Origin of the sequence: Kitasatospora sp. NPDC057738 (assembly GCF_042798815.1) — a bacterium.
Taxonomy (GTDB): domain Bacteria; phylum Actinomycetota; class Actinomycetes; order Streptomycetales; family Streptomycetaceae; genus Kitasatospora; species Kitasatospora lactacystinica.
The window spans coordinates 1-15395 of the sequence record NZ_JBHVJT010000122.1 but is presented as its reverse complement, the minus strand read 5'-3'; the positions used below and the strand labels follow the sequence as shown (position 1 = coordinate 15395).

Genomic DNA, 15395 nt, shown 5'->3' with positions numbered 1-15395 from the left:
GAGCAGCCGGGGCGGCGGCGGGCGCGGCCGGAGCAGCAGCCGCGGCGGGCGCGGCCGGAGCAGCAGCGGGCGCGGGGGCAGCGGCAGGGGTCGGCGCGGAGCCGGCCTGGGTCGCGGCCTGGGTCACTGGGGTCACCTCGGTACCGGGCTTGTAGTCGGCGAAAAAGTCCCACCAGGCTCGGTCGACCGAGTTCGGGTCCTGGAGGTACTGCTGGTAGATCTCGTCGACGAGCCACTCATTGGGGCCGAAGCCAGTGGAGCTTGCCGAGCTGTTGGGGGTTTCAGGGGACTGTGGCGACACGGCGGCAACCGCCCTCTTCCGCTTCCTTTTGGGATGTTTGGACAGCGGGGATTAAGGCTACGCCCCTGACCAGTGATCGCGCAGTCCCCGGGGCCCAGGCGTCGCCCAGATCACAGTGCTGACCTGCACTTTGGCTGAAAAAGTGCGTTAGAAAGCCGCATCTGAGGGGAACCGATCGGTGCCGATCAGTGGGCATACCAGGACCAAACCGGACAAAAACTCGGTCGAATCCTCTAACGATCTTCGTATGCCTCTGTGTCGGATCTGTGACAAATGTCCCGACCGTCACCTGGGTGCGGTCCGGGCAGCCGGACCTCGATCCGGCAGCCGCGCGGGGACTCGGCCACCGCGATCCGCCCGCCGTGCAGGTCCACCGCCCAGCGGGCGATGGCCAGACCCAGGCCGGTGCCGCCGTCCGCCCCCGGTCCGGCGGCGGTCGCGGTGCCGCTGCGGCTGAACCGGTCGAAGACCCGGGTGCGGTCGGCCGGCGGGATGCCGGGGCCCTCGTCCTCGACCTCCAGCAGCAGGCCGCCCTCCTCGCCCTCCGGTCTCGCCCGCACCGTCACGGTGCCGCCGGGCGGGGAGTGCTTGCAGGCGTTGTCGACCAGGTTGGCGACCACCTGGTGGAGCCGTTCCGGGTCCGCCACGCCGGTCAGGCCGGTGGGGCTGACCTCCAGGGCCAGCCGGACGTCCCCGCGCCGGGAGAAGGCGCCGCCGGCCGTGGCGCCGTCCACGGTGACCCCGCGCAGCACGCCGTCCAGGAACTCGCGCACCTCGAAGGGGCGGGCGTCCAGGTCGACCACGCCGTCGTCGATCTTGGAGAGGTCGAGCAGGTGGGTGACCAGCCGGCCGAGCCGCTCGGTCTGCTCCAGCGCCGCTCCCAGGGTGGCCGGATTGGGCTGGACGACGCCGTCCACCACGTTCTCCAGGACGGCGCGCAGCGCGGCGATCGGCGTGCGCAGTTCGTGCGACACGTTGGCGACCAGCTCGCGGCGGTGCCGGTCGGCGGCCTGGAGGTCGGCGGCCATGGCGTTGAACGCGGCCGCCAGCTCGCCGATCTCGTCGCGCGAGCCCGCCTCGACCCGGCGGGTGTAGTCCCCGGAGGCCATCGCGCGGGCGGCGGCCGTCATCTCGCGCAGGGGGGCGGTGAGCCCGTGCGCGAGGAACTGCATGAAGAGCAGCGAGGCGATCATGGAGAAGACCATGATGATCCGGATCTGGGTCTCGGACCGGATCGCCACGACCACCATCCCGGTGGCCAGGAACACGGAGACGATCACGAGCAGGGTGAGTTTGCCCTTGATCGAGCGGACCGGATCGAGCGGCCGGATGTCGGCCCAGACCCGGCGGGCGGCGCGGGCGGCCAGGTTCTGCTGCCGCGTGCCGTCGGATTCCCCGTTGCGTTGCTGTGGAAAGGTCATTGTCCCCTGTGGTCCCCGCGTCGTCCCCCCGCGTGGTGGCACGGCGTCGTCCGGACACGGGCCCCCCGGTGGCCCGTCGCCCGATCGATGCCGTCAGGAGAGCGGGGCCTCCAGGGCGTAGCCGACTCCGTGGACGGTGCGGATCCAGCTGGCACCGATCTTCCGGCGCAGCGCCTTGACGTGGCTGTCCACCGTGCGGGTGCCGGACGCGTCGGTCCAGTCCCAGACCTCGGCCAGCAGCTGCTCGCGGGTGAGCACGGCGCGCGGCTGGGCGGCCAGGCAGGCGAGCAGGTCGAACTCGGTCGGCGTCAGGTGGACGTCGCCCGAGGCCAGCCGGACCCGGCGCTGCACGTGGTCGATCTCCAGCTCGCCGAACCGCAGGCTGCCCAGTGCGGGCGTGCGGGCGGCCTGCTGGGCGCGCTCGACGCGGCGCAGCAGGACGTTGACGCGGGCGGCCAGTTCGCGCATCGAGAACGGCTTGGTCATGTAGTCGTCCGCGCCCACGCCGAGGCCGACCAGCAGGTCCGTCTCGTCGTCGCGGGCGGTCAGCATGAGCACCGGCACCGGGCGCTGGGCCTGGATCCGGCGGCACACCTCCAGCCCGTCGAAGCCGGGCAGCATGATGTCGAGGACCACCAGGTCCGGCTGCCAGGTGTGGAAGCCGTCGACCGCGCCGGGGCCGTCGTGGGCCACGGCGACCTTGAAGCCCTCGGCGCCCAGCCGGGCGGCGATCGACTCGGCGATCGTGGGCTCGTCCTCCACCACCAGGACTCTGCGCTGGCTGCTCACAGTGCCACCGGTGTTGTGGTTGTCCTGCTGAATTTCTGTCACGGTCACGCCACCGCCCCCAGGGCTGCGGGCCGGCCACCTGTGGGGATGGCGGGGCTCCGCTCGTAGTCTTGTTCCGTCGTGGACTGTGCCGGGTCCGCCGTCCCGTCGCGCGATCGGGAGCCGAGGACGGATGGTCGGCCGCCCACTTCTCCCGCGCACTTCGCAGCGTACGGACAGCGGATGCTTCCCGGCAGGTGGACCGGACGTTTCCGGCCCGTGGGCCGGCTGTCGGGCCGCCCTCGGACCCACTGCACGAGTGGGCACGGGCCGATACCTTACCCGGCGAATTTTCACTGCGTAACGGTACGTATGCAGTTCAGTTGACGCCAAGTCGCCGGTCAGAGGCCCTACTGCCGCGTTGCGGGGGAGAAGGTCTGGACCAATGTCGGGAATCCCGCCGTCCGCTACGGCGGTGTTCTTCACGGGCTTTTCCCAGGTGCCTCTCAGAACCTCGACGTACCGTGGCCACGACAACACCCGACCGGGCGGAACCCGCGGCGCGCGCCGGTACGTTGGGCCCGGGCGGGGAGCCGGTGGCTGCGGCGTGGAGCGGAGGCGGCATGGCGGGACTCGGACGGAGTGCCGACGGGTGCGGGGGTGCGGGAGCGCCCTACGGAATGCTCCGCCTCGGGCTGCGCACCGGCGTCCTCCAGTGGCTGTTGGAGCGGGTGCCGACACCCCGGAGCACGCCCTTCACGCTCGGGTACCTCGCCGTCGTGGGCGCCACCACGACCTTCGCCAAGCTCGCCGACCCGGAACTCGTCCAGCGGTTGCAGGAGGCCTCCAGCTCGGACGGGCACAACCTGCTCCAGCATCCTTTGCGTGCTCTTGTGCTGAGCGGATTCTGGGTGGCCGGCGAGGTGTGGATGCCCTACCTGTGGGGATTCGCCCTCACCCTCGCCCCGCTGGAGCGCCGGGTCGGTCCGGCCCGGGCGGCGGCGGTGTTCGCGGTCGGGCACGTCGCGGCCACGCTGCTCTCCCAGGGGGTGGTGATCATCGCGGTGGAGACCGGGCGGATGGCGCCCGAGGCGATGGACTACCTGGACATCGGGGTCAGTTACGGCGTGCTCGCCTGCCTGGGCGCGGTGGCCGGGCTGCTCTCCTGGCGCGGGCGGCTGCTCGCGCTGGGCGGTGCGGGGCTGATGATCGCCCAGCAGATCGCCACCGACAAGGACGTGATCACGGGGGTGGGGCACCCGGCCGCGGTGCTCACCGGGGTCGCGCTGTGGCGCTGGCTGCGCCGGGTGGAGCGGCGCCCGCCCCGGCCGCGTCCGGCCGTCGCGACGGCCGCCGGCGGTGCGCCCGCGCGGGTGTGGACGGCGCGTTGACGCCGCCGTCCGGCCGGGGCCGTCCGGGCCCCGGGGGCCTCGTGCCGGGATTCCCCGAGGTGCGCCCACCCCTCTCTTGACGGAGTCGGGCGCGGGCTTCCCGGCCCGATATGTGTTCGCTCACGGCGAACAGAGCGCCGGGAACATCCGGCGGCCGCCAAGCCTTAGTCAGGTCGACTCAAGTTCACTGACTGGGGAGAGATCATGGCATCGACGTCCACACCGCTCACCCTGCCCGTGCTGCCGCTCGACGACGAGGTCGTCCTGCCGGGCATGGTCGTGCCGCTGGACCTGAAGGACGCCGAGGTGCGCGCCGCGGTCGAGGCCGCCCGGGCCGCCGCCACCGGCACCGGCAAGCCGCAGGTCCTGCTGGTCCCGCGGGTGGACGGCTCGTACGCGGCGGCCGGCACCCTGGCCACCGTGGAGCAGGTCGGCCGGCTGGCGGACGGCGATCCGGCGGCGCTGGTGCGCGCCGTGAGCCGGGTCCGGATCGGGGCCGGCACCACCGGCCCCGGCGCCGCCCTCTGGGTGGAGACCACGCCGTTCCGGGAGTCCTCGGTGGGCACCCCGGTGGCCGGCCGGGCCGCCGATCTGGTCAAGGAGTACAAGGCGCTGTCCACCCAGTGGCTGCGCAAGCGCGGCGCCTGGCAGATCGTCGACCGGGTGGCGCAGATCGAGGGCGTCGGCGAGCTCGCCGACAACATCGGCTACGCGCCCTTCGCCACCGCCGAGCAGAAGCTCAAGGTGCTGCTGGAGGCCGACCAGGTCGCCCGACTGGAGTACGCGCTCACCCTGCTGCGCGACCACCTCGCCGAGGAGGAGGTCAACGACACCATCCGCAAGGACGTCGAGGAGGGCGTGGCCAAGCAGCAGAAGGAGTTCCTGCTCCGCCGCCAGCTGGAGGCCGTCCGCAAGGAACTGGCCGAGCTGAACGGCGAGGCGGCCGACGAGGAGGGCGACTACCGCGCCCGGGTCGAGGCCGCCGACCTGCCCGAGAAGGTCCGCGAGGCCGCGCTCAAGGAGGTCGACAAGCTGGAGCGCTCCTCCGACCAGTCGCCCGAGGGCTCCTGGATCCGGACCTGGCTGGACACCGTCCTGGAACTGCCCTGGAGCGAGCGCACCGAGGACGAGTACGACATCGCCGGCGCCCGCGCGGTGCTGGACGCCGACCACACGGGCCTCGACGACGTGAAGGACCGCATCGTCGAGTACCTGGCCGTCCGCAAGCGCCGGGCCGACCAGGGGCTCGGGCCGGTCGGCGGCCCGCGGGAGGGGCAGCGCGGAGCGCTTCCCACGAGCGGTACCGGCGGGCGACGGGCGGGCGGCGCGGTGCTGGCCCTGGTCGGCCCGCCCGGCGTCGGCAAGACCTCGCTCGGCGAGTCGGTGGCCCGCGCCATGGGCCGCAGGTTCGTCCGGGTCGCGCTCGGCGGCGTCCGGGACGAGGCGGAGATCCGCGGCCACCGGCGCACCTACGTCGGCGCGCTGCCCGGCCGGCTGGTGCGGGCGATCAAGGAGGCCGGCTCGATGAACCCGGTCGTCCTGCTCGACGAGATCGACAAGGTCGGCTCCGACTACCGGGGCGACCCGGCCGCCGCCCTGCTGGAGGTGCTGGACCCGGCGCAGAACCACACCTTCCGGGACCACTACCTGGAGGTCGAGCTCGACCTCTCCGACGTCGTCTTCCTCGCCACCGCCAACGTGCTGGAGGCCATCCCCGAGCCGCTGCTCGACCGGATGGAGCTGGTCCGGCTGGACGGCTACACCGAGGACGAGAAGGTCGCCATCGCCCGCGACCACCTGCTCCCGCGCCAGCTGGAGAAGGCCGGTCTCGGCGGCGGGCAGGTCACCGTGGACGAGTCGGCGCTGCGCAGCCTCGCCGGGGAGTACACCCGGGAGGCGGGCGTGCGCACCCTGGAGCGCTCGATCGCCCGGGTGCTGCGCAGGATCGCCGCGCAGGCCGAACTGGGCGAGCGCGAGCTGCCCGCCCGGGTCGGCCCGCAGGACCTGCGCGCCCTGATCGGCCGGCCGCACCACGTGCCGGAGTCCGCCCAGGAGCCGGCCGAGCGCCGCACCGCCGTCCCCGGCGTGGCCACCGGCCTCGCGGTGACCGGCGCCGGCGGCGACGTCCTCTACATCGAGGCCTCGCTGGCCGACGCCGAGACCGGCGGCACCGGGCTGACCCTCACCGGACAGCTGGGCGACGTGATGAAGGAGTCCGCGCACATCGCGCTCTCCTACCTGCGCTCGCGCGGCGCCGAGCTGGAGCTGCCGGTCACCTCGCTGCGGGACCGCGGCGTGCACCTGCACATCCCGGCCGGGGCCGTCCCCAAGGACGGGCCGAGCGCCGGCATCACCATGACCACGGCGCTGGCCTCGCTGCTCTCGGGCCGCAGGGTGCGCACCGACGTGGCGATGACCGGCGAGGTGTCGCTGACCGGGCGGGTGCTGCCGATCGGCGGGGTGAAGCAGAAGCTGCTCGCCGCCGACCGGGCCGGGGTCACCACGGTGATCATCCCCAGGCGCAACGAGGCCGACCTGGACGACGTCCCGGCCGAGGTGCTGGAGCGGCTCACCGTCCACCCGGTGGCGGACGTGCGGGAGGTGCTGGAGCTGGCGCTGGAGCCGGCCGGGGCCACGGTGCTGGTGGCCGCCTGACCGCCGACCCGGGCCGCCCGCACCGGCGGCCCGGGCCACGCACCGGCGCTCCGGGAGCCGCCGGTCCGACGGCCGCCGGCGACCCGAACGGGCCACCGGCGATCTGAAGGGCCGGCGGCACCCCCGCGTGCGAGACTGCGGAGATGCCGTCCCCCACGCAGCGCGCCCTGGCCCGGGTGCCCGACCGGCTGCGCCCCTTCCTGGTGCGCCACCGCCGGCTGGTGAAGTTCCTGCTGGTCGGGAGCGGCTGCTTCGTGCTCACCACGGTGATCAACTTCGAGCTCAAGTTCACGGTGCTGGAGCGCAAACCGGTGGTCGCGCTGACCGTCGCGACCGTGATCGGCACCGTCGTCTCCTACGTGCTGAACCGCCGCTGGGCCTTCCGGGCCGCCGGCCGCAAGCGCGAGGTGCTGATGTTCGTCCTGGTCAGCGCCGTGGCGATCGCCGTCAACGACGTGCCGCTGGTGGTCTCCCGCTACCTCCTGGACCTGCGCGAGCCGTACATCGGGCCCTTCGAGCAGGAGGTCGCGGACTTCCTCAGCGGGATGGTCGTCGGCACCTTCGTGGCGATGCTGTTCCGCTACCGGGCGATGCGCCGGTGGGTCTTCGTCCCGCCCGCCGGGCGGACCCGGGCCGAGCCCGTCCCGGTGCCGGCGACGGTGCCCCCGGAACCCGACTACGCTGCACCCGGGATGCCACCGGATGTGCCGTAAAGGGGCGAGGTGAGGCTTATGCGTGAGCCGGACCCGGTCCGGACCGGGCCCGCCAGCCAGCAGGGGATGCGCCGGGCCAACCTGGCCCTGGTGCTCGGGACGATCGCGGGCGGACCGCGCTCGCGCGCGGAGGTGGCCGCCGGGACCGGCCTGACCAGGGCCGCCGTCTCCTCGCTCGCCGAACAGCTGATCGCCGCCGGCCTGGTGGTCGAGGAGGGCCCCGCCGCGCCCAGCGGCAAGGTCGGCCGTCCCGGCACCGCGCTCGGCCTCAACCCGGACGGGCCCGGCGGCCTCGGCGCCGAGATCGGGGTGCGCCACCTGGGCGCCTGCGTGGTGGACCTGCGCGGGGAGGTGCGCGCCTGGCGGCGCCGGGAGGTCTCCAACCACGGGCGCGAGCCCGCCGCCGTGATGGCCGACCTCGCCCACCTGCTGCACGAGGCCGTCGCCGAGTCGGGGCTGCGCCCGGCCGGGCTCACCCTGGCCGTGCCCGGGCTGGTCGGCGGCTCCGGCGGGGTGCTCCAGCGGGCCGCCAACCTGGACTGGCAGGACGTCCCGCTGGCCGCCGCACTGCGCCCGGCTCTGCGGACGGCCGGCGGCGGCCTGGCCGGGCTGCCGATCGAGGCGGACAACGAGGCCAACCTCGGCGGACTGGCCGAGCGCTGGCTGGGCGCGGGCCCGGACGACTTCCTGTACGTCTCCGCCGAGGCCGGGGTGGGCGCGGCGATCGTGGTCGGCGGCCGGCTGCTGCGCGGGGCCGGCGGCTTCGCCGGCGAGTTCGGCCACGTGCCGGTCCACCCCGACGGGCCGCGCTGCGCCTGCGGGGCGAACGGCTGCCTGGAGCAGTACGCGGGCGAGGCGGCGGTGCTGCGGGCGGCCGGTCTGGCCGGAGCCCGGGGCGACTGGGTGGCGCTGCTCGCCGACCGGGCCGGGGCCGGGGAGCGGGCCGCCCTCGCGGCGCTGGCCGGGGCCGGTGCCGCGCTCGGCACCGCGGCCGCCGGCGCGGTCAACCTGCTGGATCCGGCCGAGGTGGTGCTGGGCGGCGGCTACGCCCGGCTGGCGCCCTGGCTGCTGCCCGCGATGCGGGCCGAACTGGCCGCCCGGGTGACGGTGCGGCCCTGGTCGGAGGACCGGCTGACGGTCTCCCGGCTGGGCCGCCGGGGCCCGTTGCTGGGTGCGGCGGTGCGGGTCGTCCGGGCCATCGTGGCCGACCCGGGGCCGCTCGCGGCGGGGTGAGAGGCGTCCGGGCCGTCGTGGCCGACCCGGCCGCCCCGGCCGAACCCGCGGGGCGCGCCGGGCCCGGGACGCGCGCCGGGCCCCCGGCCGTGGCGGCCGGGGGCCCGGTGACGGGTCGGGAGCGGGCGGCTCAGTCCTCGGTGGGGACCAGCGCGCGGCCGCCGGAGCGCGGGCCGCGCAGGACGGCCAGCAGGGCGACGCCGATGCCGATCAGCGCCCAGACCACCAGGACCAGGATCGGCAGCGCCAGGTTGGTGGAGTCGAAGTAGGCGACCGACTTGGCCGCGCTGGTGCCGGCGCCGTTCGGGATCCACGAGCTGATCGCCCGCCAGAACGGCGGCATCATCGGCGCCGGGTAGACCCCGCCCGCGCTCGGGTTGCCGAGCACCACGAAGATCAGCACCGCGATGCCGATGCCGATGACGTCGAACAGGCACTGGAGCGCCATGGTGAAGGCGCCGACCGAGAACACCACCAGCGCACCGACGGCGCTCAGGCCGAGGATCGAGCCCGGCAGCGCGTCCAGCACCGGCCCGGCGATCACCGTGCCGAGCAGGCCGGCGCCGATCGAGTACAGCGCGAGCACGCCGAGGCGGATCACCAGGCGGTGGACGTTGGCCGGCTTGGAGCCCGCGCTGATGCCCAGGATGGAGGCGACCAGGTAGCCGCCGACGCACCAGCCGATCACCAGGTAGAAGGCGGAGAGGCCGTTGGTGTCGCCCTTGGCGAGCGGCACCACGTCCTGGACCTTCACGGTGCGGCCCTGGCTCTGGTCGATCGCGGTGGTGATGGTCTCGGCGGCCTTGGCCGCGGACGGGCCGCGGGCGCCGCCGACCAGCAGGGTGTCCTGGGTGCCGGTCGGGTCCACGACCAGCGCCGCGTAGATCTTCTGGTCCTTGATCTGCTGGGTCGCCGTCTCGGCGTCCGGCGCGGTGAGGGCCTTGACGGCGTCGTTCGGCACCGACTCCAGCGCGCCGACCAGCTTGGGGGCGACCTGCGGCGGGGCGACCACCGCGATGGAGAGGTTCTGCGGGGCCGGCTTGTGCAGCGCCCCGATGTACGAGGTGATGAAGCCGAGCTGGAGCAGCAGCACGCCGATCACGAGCAGTGCCGCGCGCGGGGTGACCGCACTCTTCAGTTCGGCGAGGAAACCCTGCCCCGGGGCTGCCATCCACATCTCCTTGCGTAACGGGGAAAAACGGTACTTCCAGAACCGATACTTCATACCATGAAGTAGTTGGCTTGTCGCACCTCCCGCGCCGGGCCGCGGCCGGCGCCGCTGCGCGATACTGGCGCGGTGAGCGACGAGGATGCCCTGGTGGCGGTGGAGCGCGAGGTCGCGCTGATGTTCCGGCGGGGCCGGGCCAGAGTGGCGGAACTCTCACGGCGGGTGCACCCCGGACTGGAGGGGATGGCGTACAGCCTGCTCGGCTACGTCGAGCAGGCCGGGCCGGTGCGGGTGACCGACGTCGGCGTGCACTTCTCGGTCGGCAAGGCGACGGTGAGCCGGCAGATCCGGACGCTGGAGGAGCTGGGCCTGGTGGCCCGGGAGACGGACCCGCTGGACCGCCGGTCCGCGCTGGTCTCGCTCACCGAGGACGGGCGGCGGCGCTACCTGGCCGCACAGGGCGTCCGGATGCGGCGGGTGCGCGAGGTGATGGACGGCTGGTCGTCGGAGGACGTGACCCGCTTCGCGGAACTGCTGCACCGCTTCAACGACGTGCTGGGGGAGCCGCCGGCCGAGTGATCCGGCGGCGGTCGCGCGGGCCTCCGGGGCCTGTGGGCGAGGGCTTTACTTTCCCTTGAAGAAAGTTGCCTAATTCAACCATCCAGTCTTATGGTTGCTTACGGCAACGAAATTTCATGATCCGCGTATCCCGCGCGCTCGCCGAAGGACCCAGATGACCGTGACCACCGAGGCCGCGAGCGGAACCGCCGCAGCGGCCGACAGTCAACAGATGACGCACCGGCAGGTGATGGAGGCGCTCTCCGGCCTGCTGCTCGGCCTCTTCGTGGCCGTGCTCTCCTCGACCGTCGTCTCCAACGCCCTGCCGCACATCCTCGCCGACCTGCACGGCGGCCAGTCCGCCTACACCTGGGTGATCACCGCGGCCCTGCTCACCCTCACCGCCTCCACCCCGATCTGGGGCAAGCTCTCCGACCTCGTCAGCAAGAAGCTGCTGCTCCAGATCGCCCTGCTGATCTACATCGGCACCTCGGCGCTGGCCGGCCTCTCGCAGAACACCGGCGAGCTGATCGCCTGCCGCGCGCTCCAGGGCATCGGCGCCGGCGGTGTGGTGGCGCTCGGCCAGATCTGCCTGGCCGCGATGGTCCCGGCGCGCGAGCGCGGCCGCTACAGCGGCTACTTCGGCGCCGTCTTCGCCCTCGCCACCATCGGCGGACCGCTGATCGGCGGCGTCATCGTGGACACCTCCTGGCTCGGCTGGCGCTGGTGCTTCTACGTCGGCATCCCGTTCGCGCTGGTCGCGATCCTGGTGGTGCAGCGCACCCTCAAGCTTCCGGTGGTCAAGCGCAAGGCGAAGATCGACTACCTGGGCGCCCTGGTCATCACCGGCTCGGTCAGCCTGCTGATGATCTGGATCACCCTGGCCGGCAAGAACTACGCCTGGCTCTCCTGGCAGACCGCGGCCATGGTCGGCGGCGGCGTGCTGCTGGGCGCCCTGGCCGTCGTGATCGAGCGCCGCGCCGCCGAGCCGATCATCCCGCCGAGCCTCTTCAAGCACCGCACCGTCACCCTGGCCGCGCTGGCCAGCGTGCTGGTCGGCGTCGGGATGTACGGCGCGACCACCTTCCTCAGCCAGTACTTCCAGCTGGCCCGCGCCAAGTCCCCGACCATGGCCGGCCTGATGACCCTGCCGATGATCCTCGGCCTGGCCGTCTCCTCCGCGGTCGTCGGCCGGCTGATCACCAAGTACGGCAAGTGGAAGGCCTACCTGGTCTCCGGCACCGCGCTGCTCGCCGTCGGCTTCGCGCTGCTCGGCACCGCCCGGGCCGACACCAGCTACGTGCTGCTCTCCGTCTACATGGCGATCACCGGCGTCGGCCTCGGCCTGACCAGCCAGAACCTGGTGCTCGCGGTGCAGAACACGGTGCCCCGCAACGAGCTCGGCGCGGCCAGCTCGGTGGTCACCTTCTTCCGCACCATGGGCGGTGCGATGGGCGTCTCCGCGCTCGGCGCGCTGATGTCCAACAAGGTCTCCCACTACCTGGCCGAGAACCTGGCCGCGGCGCACGTCCCGGCGTCGCCCGCGGCCTCCGGCGGCGGCATCCCGGACCTGGCCAAGCTGCCCGCCCCGATCGTGCCGCTGGTGACGGACGCCTTCGGCCACGGCGTCGGCACCATCTTCCTGTGCGCCGCCCCGTTCGCGGCGCTGGCCTTCGTCACCGTGCTGTTCATCCGGGAGACCGCGCTGAGGACCACCACCCAGGAGAGCTGACCGGCCGCCGGGATACGCGAACGGGCCGGGGAGTGCGAAGGCACTCCCCGGCCCGTCGTGCTGGGTGCGGCTACTTGCCGGCGATCAGCGACAGCCCGTAGAGGACGGCCCCGCCGCACAGCGCGAAGCAGACGCAGGCGCCGGCCAGGGCGAGCCTGCCGCCGCCCGCGGCCCCGGCGCCCCCGCCCTCACGGGCGGCGACCAGGGCGGCCTCGCGGCGGGACAGCGCCAGGATGCCGAGCGCGAAGACGCAGACGACGGCGACGGTGATGCCGAAGCTGAATCCGGCGGTCTGGGCCAGGGCGTTCCACTTGATGTGCATGGTGAGTGCTCCTCAGCCTGCGGCGCTCAGGCCGCGACCGTGGTCGAGGCGGGGGTGGGGGTGTTCGCGGCGGCGCCGGCCGGTGCGACCTCGACCGGGGTGACGTCGACGTCGTTGACGTTGTCCGCGCCGACCGGCTGGCGGCGGGAGATCACCCACATCGCGCCCGCGCCGGCCACCAGCACGACGCCGACCAGGGCGACGCCCCAGCTGCCCTGCTCGGCCAGCAGGGCGGCACCGCCGGAGACCACGGCGGCGGCCGGCAGGGTCAGGCCCCAGGTGTAGACCATGCGGCGGACCAGGCTCCAGCGCAGCTCGCCCTTCGGGCCGCCGAGGCCGGCGCCCATGATGCCGCCGGAGCAGACCTGGGTGGTGGAGAGGCCGAAGCCCATGTGCGAGGAGGTCAGGATGACGGTCGCGGCGGCCGACTCGGAGGCGAAGCCCTGCGGCGGGCGGATGTCCGCCAGGCCCTTGCCCATCGAGCGGATGATCCGCCAGCCGCCCATGTAGGTGCCGAGCGCGATCGCGGCGCCGGCGGAGACGATCACCCAGGTGGGCGGCAGCGCGCCGTGCGGCAGGGCGCCGACCGAGACCAGGGTGAGGGTGATGATGCCCATCGTCTTCTGGGCGTCATTGGTGCCGTGGGCGAGCGAGATCAGCGAGGAGGAGAAGATCTGGCCGGTCTTGAAGCCCTTCTCGGTGGTCGCGGAGTCGCCCTTGCGGGTGATCACGTACGCCAGCTTGGTGGCGCCCCAGGAGGCCAGGCCGGCGACGAACGGGGAGGCGACCGCGGGGATGAGGATCTTGGTCACCACGGTGTCGAAGTTGACGCCGTTCATGCCGACGCCGACGATCGTGGCGCCGATCAGGCCGCCGTACAGCGCGTGCGAGGAACTGGACGGCAGCCCGCGCAGCCAGGTCAGCAGGTTCCAGAGGATGGCGCCGGCCAGGGCCGCGAAGATGATCTCGGGATGGACGCCGGCCTTCTCGTTGACGATGCCGCCGGAGATGGTGGTGGCGACCTTCACGGACAGGAACGCGCCCGCGAAGTTGAGCAGGGCCGCGATGGTGACCGCGACCTTCGGGCGAAGAGCTCCGGTCGCGATCGCGGTGGCGGCCGCGTTGGCGGTGTCGTGGAACCCGTTGGTGAAGTCGAAGGCGAGCGCCGTGATGATCACAACGGCTACCAGGAACGAGATGTGTTCCATACCCAAACAATCGTCGTAGTTGTCGCACGGACGTTGGTGACGTCGCGACCGTAGGTCTGCTTGGTAAACGGAAGGTGAACTGGGCCGGGAATCGTGGTTCCAATGGTTGACTCGCAGTGACCACTGGATTTCATCGAGGTGACATACGGCGCGCTGAACTGGACATTAGCGAAGAACGCGCCGGTTCGACCCGGTTTGCTGAGAGCTGTCTCACAGGTCCATCGAGAATTAACCTCCCGGTCCGCATGCGCCCTGTTTCCGGCGAGTAACCCGTGGGAGGATCTGCGGGATCCGGGAAGCCGGGACAGGGGCAGTGCGCGGCGGGGAGGACCAGGCCATGGGCGGGGCGGGACAGAGAGCGGAGACGGCACGCGTACGGCCCTGGGTGCGGGCGGCGCTGCGCTGCGGAGCCGTCCTCGCGGCCGCGGCCCTCGCACTGCCGGTGGGCGCCCAGGCCGCCTGGGCCGCGCCCGACCCGGGAGCCGGCCAGATCGCCGCCGACGCCGACCCGCTCGCCGCCGCCAAGGCCACCCTCGGCCCGCTGCTCGACCGGCTGCACGGGCTCTACCAGAGCGCCGAGGCCGCCACCGAGCAGTACAACGGCGCCGTCGCCAAGGCGGCCGACCAGCAGACCGCGCTCACCGACCTCCAGGGCCGGCTGGACCGCCAGCAGAAGCAGGTCGACGCGGGCACCGACATCGCCTCGCAGCTCGCCGCCGCGCAGTACCGCAACGGGGCCGCGTCGGCCTACGCGGAGCTGCTGCTCTCCAAGGACCCGTACGAGGCGGTCGTCATCGCCGAGCTGCTCGCCTCGGCCAGCCGCTCGCAGTCGGAGTTCCTGGACAAGCTGAAGAGCGACCGGGACGCGCTGGACGGGCTGAAGAAGCAGACCGAGGAGGCGCTGGCGACCGCCCGGACGCTGGTCGTCCAGCAGGACGCGGCCAAGGCCAAGGCGTCCGCCGACCTCACGGCGGTCGAGCAGATGGTCTCCTCGCTGACCGGCGCCCAGCGGACCGAGCTGGAGCAGCTGGAGAAGGCCAAGGCGGACGAGGCGCAGCTCGCGTTCCTCGCCTCCGGGGCGCTCGGCAAGGGCGAGCGCACGCCCTCCCAGCAGGGGCGCGCGGCCATCGCCTTCGCGCTGGCGCAGGTGAGCAAGCCGTACCTGTGGGGCGGCACCGGCCCGGACGCCTACGACTGCTCGGGCCTCACCTCGCAGGCCTGGCTGCACGCGGGCAAGCCGATCCCGCGCACCAGCCAGGAGCAGTGGGCGCAGCTGCCGCACGTGGCGCTCAACCAGCTGCGGCCCGGCGACCTGGTGGTGTACTTCCAGGACGCCTCGCACATCGGGATGTACATCGGCGGCGGGCTGATCGTGCAGGCGCCGCGGCCCGGCGCGTTCATCAAGATCTCGCCGATCGGCTCGATGCCGATCCTCGGGGCCGTCCGTCCCGACCCGTCCGGCGCGGCGGACGACGCCGGCGGCGCCTGGAAGGTGCCCGACCTCCCGTCGGGCTGGGACGCCGTCACGCCGATAGCGCCGAGCCCGGCCCACCAGGTGCCGGCCACGCCGGCCCCCGGCGGCGAGGTGACGCCGCCGGCCGTGCCGCAGACGCCGGGCGGCACCGGTACGCCGACCGACCCGGGGACGCCGTCCGGCGGCACGCCCACCTCGACCCCGACCGGCACCCCGACCGGAACGCCGACCGGGCCGGGCACCCCGAGCGGGACCGGCACCCCGAGCGGGACCGGCACGCCCACCCCGACCGGGACGGGCACCCCGACGGGGAGCCCGAGCGGCACCGGCTCGGCGACCGCCTCGGCCCCGGGCAGCGCGACGGCCACGCTGCCGCTGGGCACGCCGACGCACTGACACCGCGGCACCGACACCGCAGCACGCGGGCCGCCCCACGTCACCGGAAGCTGGG

At 73.4% G+C, this 15395-nt stretch carries 13 protein-coding genes; 7 read left to right on the top strand and 6 right to left on the bottom strand.

Translation table 11 applies throughout. The features are described from left to right. The 3 genes from ACFVGO_RS37815 to ACFVGO_RS37805 all read right to left on the bottom strand — a co-directional run. On the bottom strand, positions 1-301 hold a 301-nt coding region (locus ACFVGO_RS37815; RefSeq protein ID WP_380636726.1), incomplete at its 3' end, for a hypothetical protein. Between the two features lie 233 nt (positions 302-534). Beyond that, on the bottom strand, positions 535-1722 hold the full coding sequence (locus tag ACFVGO_RS37810) for a HAMP domain-containing sensor histidine kinase (protein WP_359904473.1): 1188 nt from the start codon (positions 1720-1722) through the stop codon (positions 535-537). A 93-nt stretch (positions 1723-1815) separates the two neighbouring features. After that, on the bottom strand, positions 1816-2553 hold the full coding sequence (locus tag ACFVGO_RS37805) for a response regulator transcription factor (protein WP_030057574.1): 738 nt from the start codon (positions 2551-2553) through the stop codon (positions 1816-1818). 617 nt (positions 2554-3170) lie between these two features. Here ACFVGO_RS37805 and ACFVGO_RS37800 point away from each other — a divergent pair. From ACFVGO_RS37800 to ACFVGO_RS37785, 4 genes are all read left to right on the top strand, one after another. After that, positions 3171-3881 (top strand): rhomboid-like protein, encoded by a 711-nt coding sequence (locus tag ACFVGO_RS37800; protein WP_380358252.1) that lies wholly within the window; start codon positions 3171-3173, stop codon positions 3879-3881. 204 nt (positions 3882-4085) lie between these two features. Beyond that, entirely contained in the window at positions 4086-6536 is a 2451-nt protein-coding gene (gene lon, locus ACFVGO_RS37795) for an endopeptidase La (RefSeq protein WP_380636722.1), read from the top strand. Between the two features lie 143 nt (positions 6537-6679). Continuing rightward, entirely contained in the window at positions 6680-7249 is a 570-nt protein-coding gene (locus tag ACFVGO_RS37790; RefSeq protein WP_380636720.1) for a GtrA family protein, read from the top strand. 18 nt (positions 7250-7267) lie between these two features. Further along, positions 7268-8482 carry an ROK family transcriptional regulator gene (locus ACFVGO_RS37785; protein WP_359904463.1) on the top strand — a complete coding sequence of 405 codons (1215 nt, stop codon included), beginning with the start codon at positions 7268-7270 and terminating at the stop codon, positions 8480-8482. 130 nt (positions 8483-8612) lie between these two features. On the opposite strand, the gene ACFVGO_RS37780 is transcribed toward ACFVGO_RS37785, so the two are convergent. Then, the gene (locus tag ACFVGO_RS37780) at positions 8613-9653 is read right to left on the bottom strand and encodes an ABC transporter permease (protein WP_359904460.1); all 1041 of its coding nucleotides are present in this window, start codon (positions 9651-9653) and stop codon (positions 8613-8615) included. Positions 9654-9779: 126 nt separating this feature from the next. Here ACFVGO_RS37780 and ACFVGO_RS37775 point away from each other — a divergent pair, with 126 nt between their 5' ends. Beyond that, positions 9780-10229 carry a MarR family transcriptional regulator gene (locus ACFVGO_RS37775; RefSeq protein WP_359904457.1) on the top strand — a complete coding sequence of 150 codons (450 nt, stop codon included), beginning with the start codon at positions 9780-9782 and terminating at the stop codon, positions 10227-10229. A 154-nt stretch (positions 10230-10383) separates the two neighbouring features. Further along, on the top strand, positions 10384-11940 hold the full coding sequence (locus tag ACFVGO_RS37770; RefSeq protein WP_359904454.1) for an MDR family MFS transporter: 1557 nt from the start codon (positions 10384-10386) through the stop codon (positions 11938-11940). 70 nt (positions 11941-12010) lie between these two features. On the opposite strand, the gene ACFVGO_RS37765 is transcribed toward ACFVGO_RS37770, so the two are convergent. Together ACFVGO_RS37765 and ACFVGO_RS37760 are read right to left on the bottom strand one after the other, a co-directional pair. Beyond that, positions 12011-12262, bottom strand: a complete 252-nt coding sequence (locus ACFVGO_RS37765) for a hypothetical protein (protein ID WP_359904451.1) — start codon at positions 12260-12262, stop codon at positions 12011-12013. 26 nt (positions 12263-12288) lie between these two features. Continuing rightward, positions 12289-13470: an inorganic phosphate transporter gene (locus tag ACFVGO_RS37760; protein WP_359904449.1), complete on the bottom strand. Its 1182-nt coding sequence runs from the start codon at positions 13468-13470 to the stop codon at positions 12289-12291. A 337-nt stretch (positions 13471-13807) separates the two neighbouring features. Between ACFVGO_RS37760 and ACFVGO_RS37755 the strand changes: the two genes are divergently transcribed. Beyond that, on the top strand, positions 13808-15340 hold the full coding sequence (locus ACFVGO_RS37755) for a C40 family peptidase (RefSeq protein ID WP_380636716.1): 1533 nt from the start codon (positions 13808-13810) through the stop codon (positions 15338-15340). The last annotated feature ends 55 nt before the right edge of the window (positions 15341-15395 follow it).

Excerpts from the sequence above, each read along its gene's own strand:
- ACFVGO_RS37780 (WP_359904460.1), bottom strand. The coding sequence starts at position 9,653 with ATGGCAGCCCCGGGGCAGGGTTTCCTCGCCGAACTGAAGAGTGCGGTC.
- ACFVGO_RS37810 (WP_359904473.1), bottom strand. The coding sequence starts at position 1,722 with ATGACCTTTCCACAGCAACGCAACGGGGAATCCGACGGCACGCGGCAG.
- ACFVGO_RS37765 (WP_359904451.1), bottom strand. The coding sequence starts at position 12,262 with ATGCACATCAAGTGGAACGCCCTGGCCCAGACCGCCGGATTCAGCTTC.
- ACFVGO_RS37800 (WP_380358252.1), top strand. The coding sequence starts at position 3,171 with ATGCTCCGCCTCGGGCTGCGCACCGGCGTCCTCCAGTGGCTGTTGGAG.
- ACFVGO_RS37790 (WP_380636720.1), top strand. The coding sequence starts at position 6,680 with ATGCCGTCCCCCACGCAGCGCGCCCTGGCCCGGGTGCCCGACCGGCTG.
- ACFVGO_RS37785 (WP_359904463.1), top strand. The coding sequence starts at position 7,268 with ATGCGTGAGCCGGACCCGGTCCGGACCGGGCCCGCCAGCCAGCAGGGG.
- ACFVGO_RS37755 (WP_380636716.1), top strand. The coding sequence starts at position 13,808 with ATGGGCGGGGCGGGACAGAGAGCGGAGACGGCACGCGTACGGCCCTGG.
- ACFVGO_RS37760 (WP_359904449.1), bottom strand. The coding sequence starts at position 13,470 with ATGGAACACATCTCGTTCCTGGTAGCCGTTGTGATCATCACGGCGCTC.
- lon (WP_380636722.1), top strand. The coding sequence starts at position 4,086 with ATGGCATCGACGTCCACACCGCTCACCCTGCCCGTGCTGCCGCTCGAC.
- ACFVGO_RS37770 (WP_359904454.1), top strand. The coding sequence starts at position 10,384 with ATGACCGTGACCACCGAGGCCGCGAGCGGAACCGCCGCAGCGGCCGAC.